Below are 14,178 nucleotides of genomic sequence, written 5' to 3'. Positions count from 1 at the left end.
CTAGACGACCCAATGAAGACTGCGCATGCACTGGAATTCAAGGACACCGGCGAAGCCGATGATCCGATTGCCTCCGTCGCCAAGGAACTGGCGGAGTTGAAGGCGGCCCTCGAAACGAAGGCGGCCAACGACAACAGCAAGCTCACCGAACGCCTGGACCGTATCGAGGCCAAGGTCAATCGTCCCGGCAACAAGGCCGCGAACGATAACGAGCCGAAGATCGAACTCAAGGCATTCGAGGCGTTCCTTCGTGGCGGCGCCGACAAGATGGACGACCTCGAAAAGAAGTCGCTGATCGTCAGCAACAACTCCGCTATCGCACCGCCGGAGTTCGGCAATGAGATTCTGAAGCTCTTGCGCCAGTTCTCGCCCATCCGCCAGTATGCGAACGTCCGTACCATCGGCGCCGGTCAGGTCAAATATCCGCGCCGCACCGGCAGCCCGGCCGCTGTGATCGTTGGCGAAACCGAAGACCGCACCGGGAGCGAGCCGTCCTATGAACAGATCGGCATCACCCCGTATGAGTATGCCACCTACACCGACGTTTCGAATTGGCTGCTGGAAGACAACGCCTACGGCCTTGAAGGCGAGCTGCACTCAGAATTCGGTGAGGCTTTCGGCATCGGCGAGGGCACGCACTTCGTCAAGGGCAATGGCACGACCCAGCCCATGGGCCTTCTGAGCGCAACCGGCATCACCACCGTCATTACCGGTAACGCCACCAACTTCCCGGCTTCCACGCCCGCCGACGTTCTGATCAGCATGTTCCACAAGCTTCCGGGCGCGCACGCCCAGAATGGCGTGTGGCTCATGAACCGCAACACCCTGGGTGCAATCCGCCTCTGGAAGGATGGCATGGGCCGCTATCTGGTCCTGGACCCGATCTCGGACGGCGCACCGACGACCTTGCTTGGCCGCCCGATCGTTGAAGCGGTCGATATGCCCGACATCGCTGCGAATGCCTTCCCGGTCATGTTCGGCGACCTCAAGGGTTACCGTATCGTCGACCGCGTCGGAATTTCGATCCTTCGCGACCCCTACACGCTCGCGACCAAGGGTCAGGTTCGCTTCCACGCGCGCAAGCGCGTCGGCGCCGACGTGACGCATCCCGATCGCTTCGTGAAGCTCAAGGTCTCCGCGACCTAAGCGAAGGGAATACAGCTATGCGGCTCGCAAACGACGAAATGGTCCTCACGTTGTCTCCAGGCGTGACAATGACCTTGCGCCCGTCTTTGCGAGCCGCATTCCGCCTCAATGAGAAGTACGACGGCTTTCAGGCCCTCTATATGGCAATTCGCGAAGGAAACCTGACCGCCATCAATGACCTGATCGACGCGACCCAAGCCGGTCACCGACACCGGCAGCCAACCATTGCGGAACTGTTGGCCCCGGAAGTGATCGACCGGCTTCTCGCATTCATCCCCGTGCTGTGCGGCGCCAACGAAAAGAGCGACGAACCGCAGTCCGGCGAACCTCTGTCATTCGAGGAATATTTTACCCAGCTTTACCAGATCGGCACCGGTTGGCTTGGATGGACGCCGGAAGCGACCTGGAACGCCACACCGGCAGAGATCATCAACGCCAAGGAAGGCCGCATTCAAATGCTCGCTGCCATCTTTGGCAAGCGCGATGACACCGAGACAATCGACGCGACCAAGGGCATGCCTGCCGACGTTCGCGCGGAACTCAACGCGATCGGAAAGGGCAAGCGCTAATGCCCTTCAAACCCCGTCGTGTCTGTAGCTGCGGCAAGCTCGTTTGGGCTGGCGAGCTTTGCCCCTGTCAGATCAAGCGCAAGGCTGAGGCCGACCGCCTCCGGCCCACCGCACACCAGCGCGGCTATGACTCCAAGTGGCGCCGCGAGAGCAAGGAATTCCTCGCCCTGCCCCAGAACCGCTTCTGTTCATGCGGCTGTGGTCGCATTGCCGATTGCGTCGACCACAAGGTTCCCCATCGCGGCAACATGAAGCTGTTCTGGGACCGCTCCAACTGGCAGCCCCTCGCCAGCTCGCCTTGCCACGCAAGCCGCAAGCAATCGCGGGAACGCCAGCAATGAGCGAAAAGCAATTGTGGTGCGCTGTTATCCAGCAAGCGTTGATCGACGCGACCGAACCGCTCTCGACCAGACTCAACTGGCGCCGGAATGAGCAGCTTACCACGCGCGATTGGCTCACCAAGCCGAACAAGGATTTCAACGCTGTCTGTGCCCTCGCCGGCCTAGAGCCCATGCGCGTCCGCATCTACGCGACAAAGGTAGTCACTGAGGCCGCCAAGCACGACCAGCCACTCAGAACGCCAACCGCAAGACGTAGAGCCAACAGGAATAACCAATGCCAGCCCTCACGCTAACCCACGATGGCTTGACCCTCACTATTCGTGGGTGGGCCAAGCACACCGGTCAATCACCTCAGCTCCTCTATTGGCGCCTCAGCCAAGGATGGACCGTTGAGCGGACGCTGACCACACCGACACGCAAGCACACGCCTCGACCTACTCGCAGCGCTATATTCCAGACTGAGTTTCACAAGCTCGTCTGTTCGATCGATGGTGCGTTGCGCGTCTACCGCAAACGCGTCGGCTCACTTGTGTTCGAAGAGCTAGACCGGGGGGCGGGTCGAAAGTTCGCAAGAAACGCCCGCGACCGGTGCCCCCGGGTCACGCAAGACCGCGCCTAATTGGAGTTTTTCGACCATGCCCGGCATCACCTTGGACCAAGCCAAAGCCCACCTGAACGTAACGATCGACGCCGACGACGCCCTGCTTACGGACAAGCTCGCGGCCGCAAAGGCTTGGGTTGGCCTCTATACCGCCTCGAATGTGGACGCGGACGGCACCCCGGCCCCAGTGAACGAAGCCGTGCTGCAACTGACCGCTCATCTCTATGCCAACCGGGAAGCTTCCGTGGTGGGCGTCACCGCCCAGGAACTGCCCTTTGGATTCATCGATCTTTTGGCCCCTTACCGCGCGTTTTGCTTCGGCTGATGACCAACTCTGACCCCTCCTATGACCTGCAAAAGCTCATCCGGGCGCGCCTGATCGCGTCCGAAGAGCTGCTGGCGCTGGTCGATCCCGAAGCGATCATTGACGCCAACGGCCGCCCTGAGCGCATGCCGTGCGTCCAAATCGGTGAAGGCCAGACCAACTTTCGGCGCTGGGACTCGACCACCCTCGCCACCTTGCACGTCTGGTTTCAGGAAGCCGGCCTCGCTCAGTGCAAACAGGCTGTTGGCGCGATCGTTGAGGCGTTGCGTGTTGACGCCCAGGTGGGTGGCGTCCTGGTCCTGGACAACTTCACCTGTCACGACCTGATGGTGACCCAGACCCACTTCATGCGCGACCCACACGGCTCCTATAGCCATGGCGTGGTCACCGCCGCCGCGATCATGAAGGCGAACTGATGCGTGCGGGTAACCTTGATCGCCTCATCGAGATTCAGCGCCGCACCACCGGCCTCGACCTTTACGGCACGCCCGTAGAGACCTGGACCACGTTCGCCACGATGCGCGCGCAACTGCTCAAGAACGCCACCGACGACCGGGAAGATGCGCGCGGGCACACCACCGACGCGGTGCTGACGTTCCGCATGTATTACTTCGCTACCCTCAGCCTCAATGACCGGCTGCTCTATGAGGGGCAGCAATATGAGATCACCGGCATCACCGAGATCGGCCGACGCGTCGGGATGGACGTCAGTTGCGAGCGGGTCGGCGGGGGTTAAACCATGAGCCGTCTAGATCCCAATGACTGCGGCATTTACTTGGATCAACTTACCAATCCGGTGAATTTCCGTATTGGTCGAAGCAATATATGCGTCACAAAGCCGCTGAACGTTCGAAGTATCCACTATGGTCGAACAAGCGGGGCTTGTCACAGCGCCCACCTTTTGAGCTACGGACTTCGCCTCAAGCACCTCCTTGAGGGCGTCGACCATCGCGGAATTAAGTTCTGCAATTGCGACCTTGGCGGCGGCACGTTCACTAATGCCGACCAGCAGGCCGGCAACATTGCTCCTTCCAATGTCGATTTCTTCTGCTTTGGCCAGCAAACTTTCCCTCATTTTAGTGAGCTCAGCGAACGCATTGTCACAAGCGGCAATCGTAGCGGTCACCTTAGGAAAAAAGATTGGAATCATCTGCGGGATCATCATCGCGATGGCTTTGGCGTCCCAGAAAAGCCGATCGTCGGCCTGAAGAGTGGAAACCCGCTGTTGCATAATGATCAACCGTTCAATCGCGACCTGACCATCGGCGATGCGCTGCTGCGCAAGAATTTGTCGCTGAACGGCAAACCACGCGGCGCCTGCGGCGATAAGAGTGAAAGCGCCCGACACCACATTTCCGGCAAATCCAATCCAGTCCGATGCCTTGATAGCTTCGCCACCATTTATGGCGAACGGCATCAAAACAACGATGACTGTGCCCAAAATCAGGCTGAGCGAAATAAGCCAAAGCGGGCTGAGGCCCGGCAAGTTCGTGTCTTTCATGATCGACGCAACCTGCCGACCCGTTGCCAGTTTGTCGAGAGGATTGCGGCGTGACCCACCGAAAACGACAACTTGCCGCTGATCGCCTTCGCCAAGTGCTGACCTATGACCCGGCGACCGGTACGTTTGCCCGAGCCAGTAAGATTGTCGGCTGGACCAGGCCGCACGATGGCCTGGTCTATGTCAAGGTTGACTACCGCACTTACCTCGCCAGTCGCCTTGCATGGCTCTGCATGACCGGCGAATGGCCGCCCCGCAGCGTCAGCTATCGAGACAAGGACCCGACGAATCTTCGCTGGGCAAACCTCCGCTTGGCCTCCCCCCGGCAGACAGCGCAGGGCCGCAAAGCCCGCAACAAGCTCGGTATCAAAGGCGTCCGCGAGACCCCGAACGGCAACTTTCGCGCGTCGATCCACGTGAACGATCGCACTCTCAACCTGGGCACATTCACCACCAAGGAAGCGGCAGCGGAAGCCTACGTTACCGCCGCGCGCAAGCACTTCGGCGAGTTTGCGAGGGTCGATTGATGCTAGTCAGACAACACATAAACGCGCTTGAGCTTCTCCACTATAGCCGCAAGCCGCCGGTGATCACCCGGGCGCATGCGGTCGCGGTTTCTTCCCGCGATGACAACGCGCCATTCACCTTTGTCACCATCCGAAACGACCGAAAGCCCTATCGGGCCAAGTCCGCCGGCTCTCAATTCCTCAATAATCATCCAACCCAAATCGCCACTAGAAATAGTTTTTTTGGCCATCGATTCTCCTCAGCCCGGCTGAAGAGTATCTGCACCCAATCGCGATGCAACCCCCGTCGAATTCGGGGGCAAATATGAGGGGCCGTAAACCAGAGCTGTCGGCCGACAGCAATGCGCTCGACGCCACGACTAAGCCGCCGTCCTGGTTGGGCAAGGCGGCGAAAGCCGAATGGCGCCGCGTCATGCCAGAGCTTGCAAAGCGGCGCATCCTAACCGTTGCCGATCTCGGCAGCCTCGAAAGCTATTGCATCGCGATCGGACGCATCCGCGAGCTTGAGAAGCTGTTGCGCGCTGGCATTGATCCAAAGCTCTTCCGCATGCAGGACAAGGCCATGGTGACGGCGCGCCAACTCGCGGCCGAACTTGGCTTGACCCCAGTATCCCGGTCCCGACCGGCAGTCCGCGAAAACGACAACGAAGGCGACGATGACAACCCGCTCGCCCTCTAAGGATACCTATCCGCATTGGATTTATGACAACTCGCCGATCCCCGACCCGCTCGGTTATGGCGAGCGAGCGGTCGCGTTCCTGCGACGCCTGAAGCACCCCAAATCCAGCCTGCCCCGCAAGCAATTCCAGCTCGATCCGTGGCAGGAACGCATTGTTCGTGCTATCTATGGGCCACGCGACGGCAGCGGTAACCGGATCGTATCGACGGTTGTAATCCTGGTCCCGCGTGGCAACCGCAAAACGAGCCTGTCCGCCGCCCTGGCCCTGCTTCACACCATCGGCCCCGAACGGGTTTCCGGTGGCGAGGTGATCTTTGCTGCCAGCGACCGCAGCCAAGCCGGTATCGCGTTCAAGGAAGCTCGCGGCATCGTTCAGACCGATGCAAAGCACCTAGTCCCAGTGACGAAGGTCTATGACGCCTTCAACAGCGCCAAAAAGATTGCCTATCCGCGCGACGGGACCGAGCTGGAAGTCATCTCGGCAGATGCACCGAGCAAGGAAGGTCGCACGCCTTCATTCGTGCTCGCCGATGAAATTCACGTCTGGCGCGGCGACGGGCTTTGGAAGGTCCTGACCAACGGCCTCGACAAGATCGACAACAGCTTGCTTGTCGTCGCCACGACGGCCGGTCGCGGTCAGGACAACATCGCATACGAGGTAATTGAGCGCGCCCGTAAGATCGCGCGCGGCGAGATCACCGACCCGACATTGCTCCCGGTCCTCTTCGAGGCGGCCCCTGATTGCGACTATGCCGACGAAGAGCTTTGGAAGCGTGTCAACCCGGGCAGCGCTCACGGATATCCGTCTGTTGCCGGCTTCCGGCGCCATGTCGCGCGCGCAAAGGATAGCCCCACCGAGCGCGACAGTTTGCGCCAATACAAGCTCAACGTCTGGCTAGACCACTCGACCTCGCCCTTTGTTGATATGGCGACCTATGACAAGGGCGCCGAACTGATCGACTATGAGGCGTTGCGCGGGGCGCCGTGCTGGATTGGCGTCGATATGTCCAAGACCACCGACCTTTCGTCGGTCGTCGCCTGCTTCCGGTATGGCGAGACTTACACGGTGTTGCCGCACTTCTTTTGCCCGGAAGATGACATTCGAAAGCGCGGCGATCTCGACGGCGTGAATTATTCGTCCTGGGCCAAGGAAGGCTTCATTACACCCACCCCTGGCAACGTGATCGATAACGCCGCCGTGGCGGATTACATCCGCAACCTGGCGGAGCGCTTTCAGGTCCAAGAGATTGGTTTTGACGTGGCCTATGCCCAAGCGGTTATGGCCCCGCTGCTAGAGGAAGGCTTTCCGGTCGTCACCATACGACAGGGCTGGGTTACGCAATCGCCCGCGCTCAACACACTTGAGGCCGCGATCATCGGTGGTAACTTTCGCCACGGCGGCCATCCCGTGTTGCGTTGGAACTTCTCCAACGTCGCAATCCACAAGGATGCGAATGACAACCGCATCATTCAAAAATCAAAGTCAACCGATCGGATCGACGGCGCAGCGGCAACTTGGATGGCTGTTTCGCGCGCGGCTGCGGGCGAGACAGGCCGTTCCTTCCTCGATAACCCCGCGATTACTGCGGACATGCTGGTGCTCGAATGAGCGATACCGACGATTTTGAAGCCTATCTGGACTCTCTGCCCGACAAGCTTACCGAGCAATTGTCGGAAGTCGTCCGCGAACAGGCGGAGCGGCTTTCGGCTGCCCAGCGCGAGGCATTGCAGGGTCTAGAGGAAGCGCCCGGCGAAACGGGCCACCTTGAAGAGTCCTGCGTTGTGGTGCCCGGCTCCCATGATCTCGAATTCATCGTTCAGGCGGGCGGCGCGCTCACCACGAAGGAAGTCCGCGACGGCAGCGGCGAGCCCTATGACTACGCGGAGGGCTTCGAATTCGGCAACAGCCGACAGGCAGCGCGGCCCTTCTTTTTCAACACCTACAACGCCATGCGCGACGACATGCAAAAGGCGATCGAAGACGGCATTAACGAGGTTCTGAACAATGATTGACGACAAGTGCGCCCGCGAAATCACCTGGGCCGGAGGGACCCACACCTTCACCTTGGCCGACCGTTGGGTGCAACGCGTGATCTCTTGGCGGGGCATCAACGGCTTTTCGCCCTCCGCCGCCCTCGCCCGGTTTGAAACCGGAGCATACACCGCCGACGATGTTGAGCGCGTGGTGGAGCTTGGCTTGTTGGGTGGAGGGCTGCCGGAACACGACGTTGAAGGTCTTCTGAATGCCCATGTGCGCGGCAAGCCGCTTGGCCCGAACGTGATCCTCGCCAACGAAGTCTTGACGGCGCTCTTCATCGGAGAAGCAAATTGAGAATCCCTGTCAGCGTCAACCTTGAGCAGTTGAAGGAAGGTTTGAAACAGACCAGCTCGCTCACCCAATCTGCGACGCGCCAGATCGCAAAGCAGTTTATCGACATGAACGAGGCTATCGGTGCCTCTATGGCCGGTAGTGCGGCCCGCATGGCGCTTGGCGTCACGGGCAAAGTTGCGCTCGTCGTCGGATCTTTCAAGCTCATGTCGGCTGCGATCGATGGTGCACGCCAACAGCTCAAGGATATGGTCGATCTCGCCGACAAGTCCCAGAACGCTGGCGTCGCGCCCGCCTTCTTTCAGGCATTCACGGCGGAAGCCCGGAAGCTCAAGGTTGAGGCGGGCGAGCTAGAAGCCGCCCTTGACCACGCCTTCACGGCGACCAAGGAAAGATCGCCTATTGACGTGTCGGAATGGACCGTTGGCGAAGAGAAGATCACCGACGTTGAGAAGGCTTTGCGGGTCTATAACGAGACGCTGGCTAAGAGCGCGGGCCAGCGCCTTGAGGGCCTGGTCCTGTTCCGGGACTCGCGGACCCAGGAAGATCGAATTCAGGCTGTTCTCAAGGCCATGATTCAGTTGCAGTCGATCGGCCAGCAAGCCGCCGCCTATGACCTGGGCGAGAAAATGTTCGGCAGTCAGCTCATTGATCGCATGCGGCAAGGCAAAACCTCCGCCGACAGCATGCTCGCATCCATCAAGGCAGCCGCTGCGAATTCGGATGGCATTTTCAGCAACGCCCTGGTTCAGCGCGCCAAAGAGATGGACCTCCAATTGGAATTGGCGCATCAGCGCCTCTCGACCGCGTTGAAGCCTAGCTGGGACGATCTCGCGTCGGTTCTGCTCACGATCAAAGGGCATTGGGCAGAAACGGTCGATCTGATCGCCAAAGCCGTCGAATGGTCAAACAAGCTCGGTCTCACGTCCGAGACGGCGCGGAAGCGAAACGAACTCGCGGCGGTCAATGACGCGATCAAAAATGGCACCGCCCTGGGCGGGTTGCCGCAGGTAACGAACATTCCCGGCGTTTCGTCGATCTATGACGCGATCGGCGCTGAGAAGCCCCAGGACGCTTTGAAGCGTCGGCGCGACCAGTTGCAGGCTGAAATTGACGCATCAGAACGCGGCGTTCCGGAAGGCCCCGAGGCTCCGAAGTCGCGCGGCACCGGTGCGGCGCCGACCAAAATCAGCACCGGCAGCAATGTGGACAAGCTCGGCACGGCTGCCGACAGTATCGACAAGCGCACCGCCGCAATGAATGCGGAGGCGCAAAGCATCGACCTGAGCACCGCCGCCCGCGAGCGCAACAAAATCGCGGCCCAGCTACAGGAAGTCGCCATGCAGGCCAATGCGGCGGCTGGCAAGGGCGAAGGCGTCGTTACCGACGAACAGCGCAAACGAATTGAGGAAGTCACTGAGGCCTATGGCAAGGCAACCCAGGCCGTGGAAAAGGCCAGCGTGGCCTTGTCCATCAAGCGGGGCAGTCAAACCGCCCTACTCGATCCCCAGGACGTTCAGATTGCCGAACAGCTTAGGGGCCTCTACCCGGACGTTGCCACCGCCCTCAACTCGGTTGAAGCGCAGGCCATGCGCACCAATGAGGCCATGCGCTCGATCGGCAACACCATGTCATCGTCGCTCACCACCGGCCTGACCGACATCCTGGACGGTACCAAGAGCGTCAGCGACGGCTTCGCCAGCATGGCAAAGAACATCGTTCGGGCGATCGAAGAGGCCGCGATCAAAATGCTGATCGTTCAGCCGCTGATGCGATCAATGGGCGGCATGTTCGGCCCCACCATGTCATCCGGCCTTGGCGCCGGGACCGGTGGCCTCAGCTTCCCCATGTTCGCGAACGGCGGCGAAGTGTCGGGTCCAGGCGGCCCCAGGGATGACCGCGTTGTGGCCCGGCTCAGCCCGGGCGAATTCGTCGTCAACGCGGCCTCAACGGCCAAACACCGGACGCTGTTGGAGCAAATCAACCGTGCGCCCAGGTTCGCGGATGGCGGCATGGTTGGCGGCGGGGCTGCATCTAGGATCGCGGGCGGTCACGTGATCGCGCCCCAGATCAGCGTCAACGTTCAGGGCAACGCCGGCATGTCGGCTGCTGATCATCGCGAAATGGGCGCATCGGTCGCGAAGGCGGCACAGGCCCACATTCAGAAGACGATTGAGGACACTCTTAGGCAGCAAATGCGGCCCGGGGGTGTTCTGAAGCGCTGACCGATCGCGCCTTCCCCTGCCCGCTATATTCACTCCTAGAGCCAAAATAAAACCCCCAGCACCGCGACGCGCTGGGGGTTTAGAAGGAGCCCGAACGTGCCGTTGCTTAAGAGAACGTCCGAACCTGAATACCAGTATAGCGCTTTTTCTCAGGAAAGCGCAGGCCACTATCCCGAGCCCGGAATGGCGGGATTCACCGACGAACAATTGGAGCGCGGCCTTTTCCCCGATGGCTGCCAGCCGGGGCGCTGTGTCACGATCGGCGGCGATGCGCCCGATACCGCCTTTGACGACTTGATGGCGGCGCTGGACGCGCTCGACGGCGGCGAACCACCGCCGCTCGTCACCGGGGCTCCACCGGAAGAGACCACCGAGCCCAAAGCACCGCGCGAAGCTAGCCACGATGAACTGGTTCTGGCAGGGAATCACTACGTCATGGGCGAGCGCCTGGGCGAAGCATCCGCTGACATTCCTTTGCCCCTTGCCAAGTTTCGGGCGCTCATAGCTAGGGACGCGCGACGGAAGCTAGAGCAGCGGATTGCCGCAAAGAAGGCCCATGAGCGAAAGCTGACGGCCGCTCGGGTGCGCAAACACCGGGAAGCCAAGCGCGCTATTCCGATGGATCAGGTCTTTCAGGAACTGGAAACCACGCCCTCCCCGCATCCCCAGCCCGGGCGGTCTTCGCGCCAATACAAGGCGCGCCTCAACGCTCTGATCGCGGCAACGACCAGCCCTGCCGGGGACAAGTTTCTGATCAGGATTCGAGGCCGGGAGCTTGAGCTAACAGACGCCTGGGTTGTGCAGCAATGCGCCCGGAAGCGATACGGCGCCAAGGCGTCGGACGCCAAAGTTGCCAAGATGCATCCCGACAAATCGATGACCAAGAGGCGCGCCGAAAGCCATCGCAAGATCATCGCAAAACTGGAGGAAGCAGGCCGTCCTTGGCATGGTATAGGCGCCTAAAGTGCCCCGACTTAGGCACCCAAACGACTGTTACGAATTGCACCATTTTCGATCGGTTGCATCGTCGTAATTGGTTGATTTCATTACGGAAACCTAGAAATGGTCGGGGCAGCTGGATTCGAACCAACGACCTGCAGTACCCAAAACTGCCGCGCTACCAGGCTGCGCTATACCCCGAATGTCCGGCGAGCCCCGTCGATACACGCTTCCCAAAGCGCCAGCAAGCCTTCCAAAGGTACCAGCAAGCTTCCCAAAAGACCGCCAGGGCGGGGCAATAAGCCCCTTCCGCCTACTTGCTGCCGAACAGCGGGTGGCCAACACGGTCGCCGGGGCGGATGCCGTATTTCTGCGCCGTTCCCGCCACCACCTCCAGAACAGCCCGCGCTGGCCCCTGGGACGAGATGATCCTGGTCGACAGCGGCTTGGTGTTCTCGGCGATGCGCAGGATGCGACCGTCGGCACGGATGAAGATCATGTCGAGCGAGACGTAGGTGTTCTCCATCCACATCGACACCTCCTGCTCGGGATTGAAGTCGAACAGCATGCCTTTGCCGTCCGCCAATTCCTTGCGGTACATCAGGCCGGTATGCTTCTCCTCCTCGGTGGTCGCCATTTCCACCAAGAACACCTGCACGCCGTTCCTGGTGACGATCTCGAGAGGCTGGAAGCTGGCGGCGCGGACGGGCGCGCTCGCAACGGCAAAGCTGGCGATGACGAGGATGGCGGCAAGCCAGCCCTTCGCAACGGCGAAGACGGCCTTTCGATCGAAATTCATGGATGGCTCTCGAGGCGTGGGACTGGACCAGTCCTTACGTGGCGGTCGCCGGAAAAGCCAGAGGCGCGCCGGCCAGCCAGCGCGCCTCTGCTCACGATCGCGGGAATGGAATTAGTGGGACGAGACCGGCGATCCCGTCTCGGGATGGATCTCGGCCGCCATCATGCCCTTGGAGCCGGGCCCGAAGCGGACCAGGACATACTGGCCGGGCCGCAACTCGGTCATGCCGAAGCGGCGCAGCGTCTCCATGTGCACGAAGATGTCGGGCGTGCCCTCGCCGCAGGTCAGGAAGCCGAAACCGCGGAGCCGGTTGAACCATTTGACCTGGGCCCGTTCCAGCCCGCTGGTCGCCGTGACCGTGACATGGGTGCGCGGCGGCAGCATCTGCGCCGGATGGATCGCAGTCGACTCGTCCATCGAGACGACGCGGAACGCCTGGTAGCCCTTGGCGCGCTGGATGCACTCGACGACGATACGGGCGCCCTCGTAGGCGGTCTGGAAGCCGTCGCGCCTAAGCACGGTAACGTGCAGGAGCACGTCGGGCCAGCCATTGTCGGGAACGATGAAGCCGTAGCCCTTTGATGCGTCGAACCATTTGATGACGCCGTGAACCTCGACGAGGTTGGCGCTGCTCTCACCAAGTCCGGTGAACGGACTGAGTGCGCTGTCGCGACCGCCACCGCCGTGTTCGCCCACCGCGGGAACTCCGACCTTCTTGGACTCAAATCCGTCCGACGACCCCATAACCCCGGACCCCACACATGCCATGCAACCCGCCTGAATGGCGGCGCCGAATCACGCGTCTTTAGAGAATCTTCTCAACTCGACGCGACGCGAATCTTTCGACTCAAAAGATAACACTCCCGGTTGCGACGCATAGACAAAAAAGAGATTCGGCGGAACCTATGAACAGCTTGCACAGCTGCGAATCAAATTGCTGCCTCAATTACCGACAAAGGGCCCGAGCGTTTCGCCGATGTCGTGGCGGATCACAAGGTCGGCGATATCGTCCTGCTCGGTGGGCTCGCGATTGACGATCACCAGACGTGCACCTGCTTCCTTCGCCATCATCGGAAAGCCCGCGGCCGGCCATACCACCAGCGAGGAACCGATCGCAATGAAGAGGTCGCAGGCTTGCGACAGTGCGGTCGCGCGCTGCATCTCGTCCTCGGGCATCATCTGGCCGAAGGAGATCGTGGCGGTCTTCACCGGTTCGTCGCACACGGTACAGTTGGGCGCGGCGCCCTCCTCGTCGAAGCGGCGCTTCACCCAATCAAGCGGATAGGCCTGAGCGCATCCGATGCAGCGCGCATACGTGGTGTTGCCGTGAAGTTCGATGACGTGGTCGCTCGCGACGCCGGAGGCCTGGTGCAGATTGTCGATGTTCTGGGTGATGATCGCGGGAACCTTGCCCGCACGGTAGAGCGAGGCGAGCGCGCGATGGCCGCGGCCGGGCCTGGCCGCCGCAAAGACCTCCTCCATCGCGAAGCGCCGGCGCCAGGATTCGTCGCGCGCCTCCTGGCTGGCGACGAACTCGTCGAATGGGATCGGGCGATTGCGCGTCCAAATTCCGCCCGGCGAGCGGAAGTCGGGGATGCCGCACTCGGTCGAGATGCCGGCGCCGGTGAACGGCACGATCCGTTTGGCTTCGGCGATCATGTCGCCGAGACGCTCGACGCCGCTGCGAAGATCCGATGCAATCAACGCGGCCTCCCGTTTTGCTTTGCCGATTGGCTTGGCCGATCGGTTCTGCTGATTTGTTTTTGCGCTAGCTGCAACATGCGCAAGCGACAAGATTGTTGACGCGGTTATCCACTGCGGCGCACGACGTGGTCGGCAATTTTTTCCGACCCTCGCTTATCACAATCCTGCAATGCCTCCTCCCCATTGACGCCCCAATCAGAAGCGCCAATGCATGTGTTGACGCGACTCAACGTGATTGCGGCGGCAGTGCTTGAGTTCAGTAGGACACATACTCACGTGCAGAGGGGATTTGAAATGACCGAGGACGAACAACGTAAAATCCGCGAACGCGAAGAGATCGCCGCCCGTGTCGCCGCCTTCCGTGCCACCCAGGAAAAATTCAAACGCGAGCGTGACGAGTATTTCGTGTCGACGCTCGACAACGCGCGCAAGGTGGAGCGGCCCTCGCTCTGGCCGTAACGACACCTGATCACCGAGCATGAAAAAAGCCCGG

At 60.8% G+C, this 14,178-nt stretch carries 19 protein-coding genes and 1 tRNA gene; 14 read left to right on the top strand and 6 right to left on the bottom strand.

The genetic code is table 11. The annotated features are described in order from the left end of the window. Positions 1-12: 12 nt before the first annotated feature. From AC0L20_RS29540 to AC0L20_RS29515, 6 genes are all read left to right on the top strand, one after another. The gene (locus AC0L20_RS29540) at positions 13-1,146 is read left to right on the top strand and encodes a phage major capsid protein (RefSeq protein ID WP_473294137.1); all 1,134 of its coding nucleotides are present in this window, start codon (positions 13-15) and stop codon (positions 1,144-1,146) included. Between the two features lie 17 nt (positions 1,147-1,163). Next, positions 1,164-1,715 (top strand): hypothetical protein, encoded by a 552-nt coding sequence (locus AC0L20_RS29535; protein WP_473294136.1) that lies wholly within the window; start codon positions 1,164-1,166, stop codon positions 1,713-1,715. Continuing rightward, complete coding sequence (locus AC0L20_RS29530) at positions 1,715-2,056, top strand: HNH endonuclease (RefSeq protein WP_473294135.1); 342 nt, start codon at positions 1,715-1,717, stop codon at positions 2,054-2,056. The genes AC0L20_RS29535 and AC0L20_RS29530 overlap by 1 nt, the downstream gene beginning before the upstream one ends. A 635-nt stretch (positions 2,057-2,691) precedes the next feature. Beyond that, entirely contained in the window at positions 2,692-2,982 is a 291-nt protein-coding gene (locus AC0L20_RS29525) for a head-tail connector protein (protein ID WP_473294134.1), read from the top strand. Beyond that, positions 2,982-3,398 (top strand): DUF3168 domain-containing protein, encoded by a 417-nt coding sequence (locus AC0L20_RS29520; RefSeq protein ID WP_473294133.1) that lies wholly within the window; start codon positions 2,982-2,984, stop codon positions 3,396-3,398. The genes AC0L20_RS29525 and AC0L20_RS29520 overlap by 1 nt, the downstream gene beginning before the upstream one ends. Next, positions 3,398-3,718, top strand: a complete 321-nt coding sequence (locus AC0L20_RS29515) for a phage head closure protein (protein WP_473294132.1) — start codon at positions 3,398-3,400, stop codon at positions 3,716-3,718. The genes AC0L20_RS29520 and AC0L20_RS29515 overlap by 1 nt, the downstream gene beginning before the upstream one ends. Before the next feature lie 12 nt (positions 3,719-3,730). Here AC0L20_RS29515 and AC0L20_RS29510 read toward each other — a convergent pair whose 3' ends face one another. Then, on the bottom strand, positions 3,731-4,483 hold the full coding sequence (locus AC0L20_RS29510; RefSeq protein WP_473294131.1) for a hypothetical protein: 753 nt from the start codon (positions 4,481-4,483) through the stop codon (positions 3,731-3,733). Positions 4,484-4,533: 50 nt separating this feature from the next. Between AC0L20_RS29510 and AC0L20_RS29505 the strand changes: the two genes are divergently transcribed. Then, positions 4,534-5,010, top strand: a complete 477-nt coding sequence (locus tag AC0L20_RS29505) for an HNH endonuclease (protein ID WP_473294130.1) — start codon at positions 4,534-4,536, stop codon at positions 5,008-5,010. A gap of 2 nt (positions 5,011-5,012) precedes the next feature. On the opposite strand, the gene AC0L20_RS29500 is transcribed toward AC0L20_RS29505, so the two are convergent. Then, positions 5,013-5,240 (bottom strand): hypothetical protein, encoded by a 228-nt coding sequence (locus AC0L20_RS29500; RefSeq protein WP_473294129.1) that lies wholly within the window; start codon positions 5,238-5,240, stop codon positions 5,013-5,015. 44 nt (positions 5,241-5,284) lie between these two features. On the opposite strand from AC0L20_RS29500, the gene AC0L20_RS29495 reads away from it, so the two are divergent. From AC0L20_RS29495 to AC0L20_RS29470, 6 genes are all read left to right on the top strand, one after another. Further along, positions 5,285-5,689, top strand: a complete 405-nt coding sequence (locus AC0L20_RS29495) for a phage terminase small subunit P27 family (protein WP_473294128.1) — start codon at positions 5,285-5,287, stop codon at positions 5,687-5,689. Then, entirely contained in the window at positions 5,667-7,298 is a 1,632-nt protein-coding gene (locus AC0L20_RS29490) for a terminase large subunit (protein ID WP_473294127.1), read from the top strand. The genes AC0L20_RS29495 and AC0L20_RS29490 overlap by 23 nt, the downstream gene beginning before the upstream one ends. Further along, positions 7,295-7,702, top strand: coding sequence for an HK97-gp10 family putative phage morphogenesis protein (locus tag AC0L20_RS29485; protein WP_473294126.1), 408 nt, complete (start codon positions 7,295-7,297; stop codon positions 7,700-7,702). Before AC0L20_RS29490 ends, AC0L20_RS29485 begins: the two co-directional genes overlap by 4 nt. Further along, positions 7,695-8,021 (top strand): GTA-gp10 family protein, encoded by a 327-nt coding sequence (locus tag AC0L20_RS29480; RefSeq protein WP_473294125.1) that lies wholly within the window; start codon positions 7,695-7,697, stop codon positions 8,019-8,021. Before AC0L20_RS29485 ends, AC0L20_RS29480 begins: the two co-directional genes overlap by 8 nt. Then, positions 8,018-10,243 carry a phage tail tape measure protein gene (locus tag AC0L20_RS29475; RefSeq protein ID WP_473294124.1) on the top strand — a complete coding sequence of 742 codons (2,226 nt, stop codon included), beginning with the start codon at positions 8,018-8,020 and terminating at the stop codon, positions 10,241-10,243. The genes AC0L20_RS29480 and AC0L20_RS29475 overlap by 4 nt, the downstream gene beginning before the upstream one ends. A gap of 96 nt (positions 10,244-10,339) precedes the next feature. Continuing rightward, positions 10,340-11,206, top strand: coding sequence for a hypothetical protein (locus tag AC0L20_RS29470; protein ID WP_473294123.1), 867 nt, complete (start codon positions 10,340-10,342; stop codon positions 11,204-11,206). Positions 11,207-11,306: 100 nt separating this feature from the next. Here the strand turns inward: AC0L20_RS29470 and AC0L20_RS29465 are convergent. The 4 genes from AC0L20_RS29465 to AC0L20_RS29450 form a co-directional block, all read right to left on the bottom strand. Then, a tRNA-Pro gene (locus AC0L20_RS29465) sits at positions 11,307-11,383 on the bottom strand. 112 nt (positions 11,384-11,495) lie between these two features. Further along, complete coding sequence (locus AC0L20_RS29460; RefSeq protein ID WP_473294122.1) at positions 11,496-11,981, bottom strand: DUF192 domain-containing protein; 486 nt, start codon at positions 11,979-11,981, stop codon at positions 11,496-11,498. A gap of 111 nt (positions 11,982-12,092) precedes the next feature. Next, a complete protein-coding gene (locus tag AC0L20_RS29455; protein WP_018457757.1) occupies positions 12,093-12,725 on the bottom strand; it encodes a cold-shock protein in 633 nt (210 codons plus the stop codon). A 198-nt stretch (positions 12,726-12,923) separates the two neighbouring features. Further along, entirely contained in the window at positions 12,924-13,685 is a 762-nt protein-coding gene (locus AC0L20_RS29450) for an SIR2 family NAD-dependent protein deacylase (RefSeq protein WP_473294121.1), read from the bottom strand. Between the two features lie 294 nt (positions 13,686-13,979). On the opposite strand from AC0L20_RS29450, the gene AC0L20_RS29445 reads away from it, so the two are divergent. Next, positions 13,980-14,144: a hypothetical protein gene (locus AC0L20_RS29445; RefSeq protein WP_007610153.1), complete on the top strand. Its 165-nt coding sequence runs from the start codon at positions 13,980-13,982 to the stop codon at positions 14,142-14,144. Positions 14,145-14,178 lie beyond the last annotated feature (34 nt).

The organism is Bradyrhizobium sp. Kon58, assembly GCF_055807455.1.
Note: the sequence above shows the minus strand (reverse complement) of the source record. Positions and strands in the feature narration are given on the sequence as shown.

Coding starts and splice junctions, on each gene's coding strand:
- AC0L20_RS29540 (WP_473294137.1), top strand. CDS start 13: ATGAAGACTGCGCATGCACTGGAATTCAAGGACACCGGCGAAGCCGAT.
- AC0L20_RS29500 (WP_473294129.1), bottom strand. CDS start 5,240: ATGGCCAAAAAAACTATTTCTAGTGGCGATTTGGGTTGGATGATTATT.
- AC0L20_RS29460 (WP_473294122.1), bottom strand. CDS start 11,981: ATGAATTTCGATCGAAAGGCCGTCTTCGCCGTTGCGAAGGGCTGGCTT.
- AC0L20_RS29490 (WP_473294127.1), top strand. CDS start 5,667: ATGACAACCCGCTCGCCCTCTAAGGATACCTATCCGCATTGGATTTAT.
- AC0L20_RS29515 (WP_473294132.1), top strand. CDS start 3,398: ATGCGTGCGGGTAACCTTGATCGCCTCATCGAGATTCAGCGCCGCACC.
- AC0L20_RS29495 (WP_473294128.1), top strand. CDS start 5,285: ATGCAACCCCCGTCGAATTCGGGGGCAAATATGAGGGGCCGTAAACCA.
- AC0L20_RS29535 (WP_473294136.1), top strand. CDS start 1,164: ATGCGGCTCGCAAACGACGAAATGGTCCTCACGTTGTCTCCAGGCGTG.
- AC0L20_RS29525 (WP_473294134.1), top strand. CDS start 2,692: ATGCCCGGCATCACCTTGGACCAAGCCAAAGCCCACCTGAACGTAACG.
- AC0L20_RS29480 (WP_473294125.1), top strand. CDS start 7,695: ATGATTGACGACAAGTGCGCCCGCGAAATCACCTGGGCCGGAGGGACC.
- AC0L20_RS29485 (WP_473294126.1), top strand. CDS start 7,295: ATGAGCGATACCGACGATTTTGAAGCCTATCTGGACTCTCTGCCCGAC.
- AC0L20_RS29520 (WP_473294133.1), top strand. CDS start 2,982: ATGACCAACTCTGACCCCTCCTATGACCTGCAAAAGCTCATCCGGGCG.
- AC0L20_RS29455 (WP_018457757.1), bottom strand. CDS start 12,725: ATGGGGTCGTCGGACGGATTTGAGTCCAAGAAGGTCGGAGTTCCCGCG.
- AC0L20_RS29445 (WP_007610153.1), top strand. CDS start 13,980: ATGACCGAGGACGAACAACGTAAAATCCGCGAACGCGAAGAGATCGCC.
- AC0L20_RS29510 (WP_473294131.1), bottom strand. CDS start 4,483: ATGAAAGACACGAACTTGCCGGGCCTCAGCCCGCTTTGGCTTATTTCG.
- AC0L20_RS29530 (WP_473294135.1), top strand. CDS start 1,715: ATGCCCTTCAAACCCCGTCGTGTCTGTAGCTGCGGCAAGCTCGTTTGG.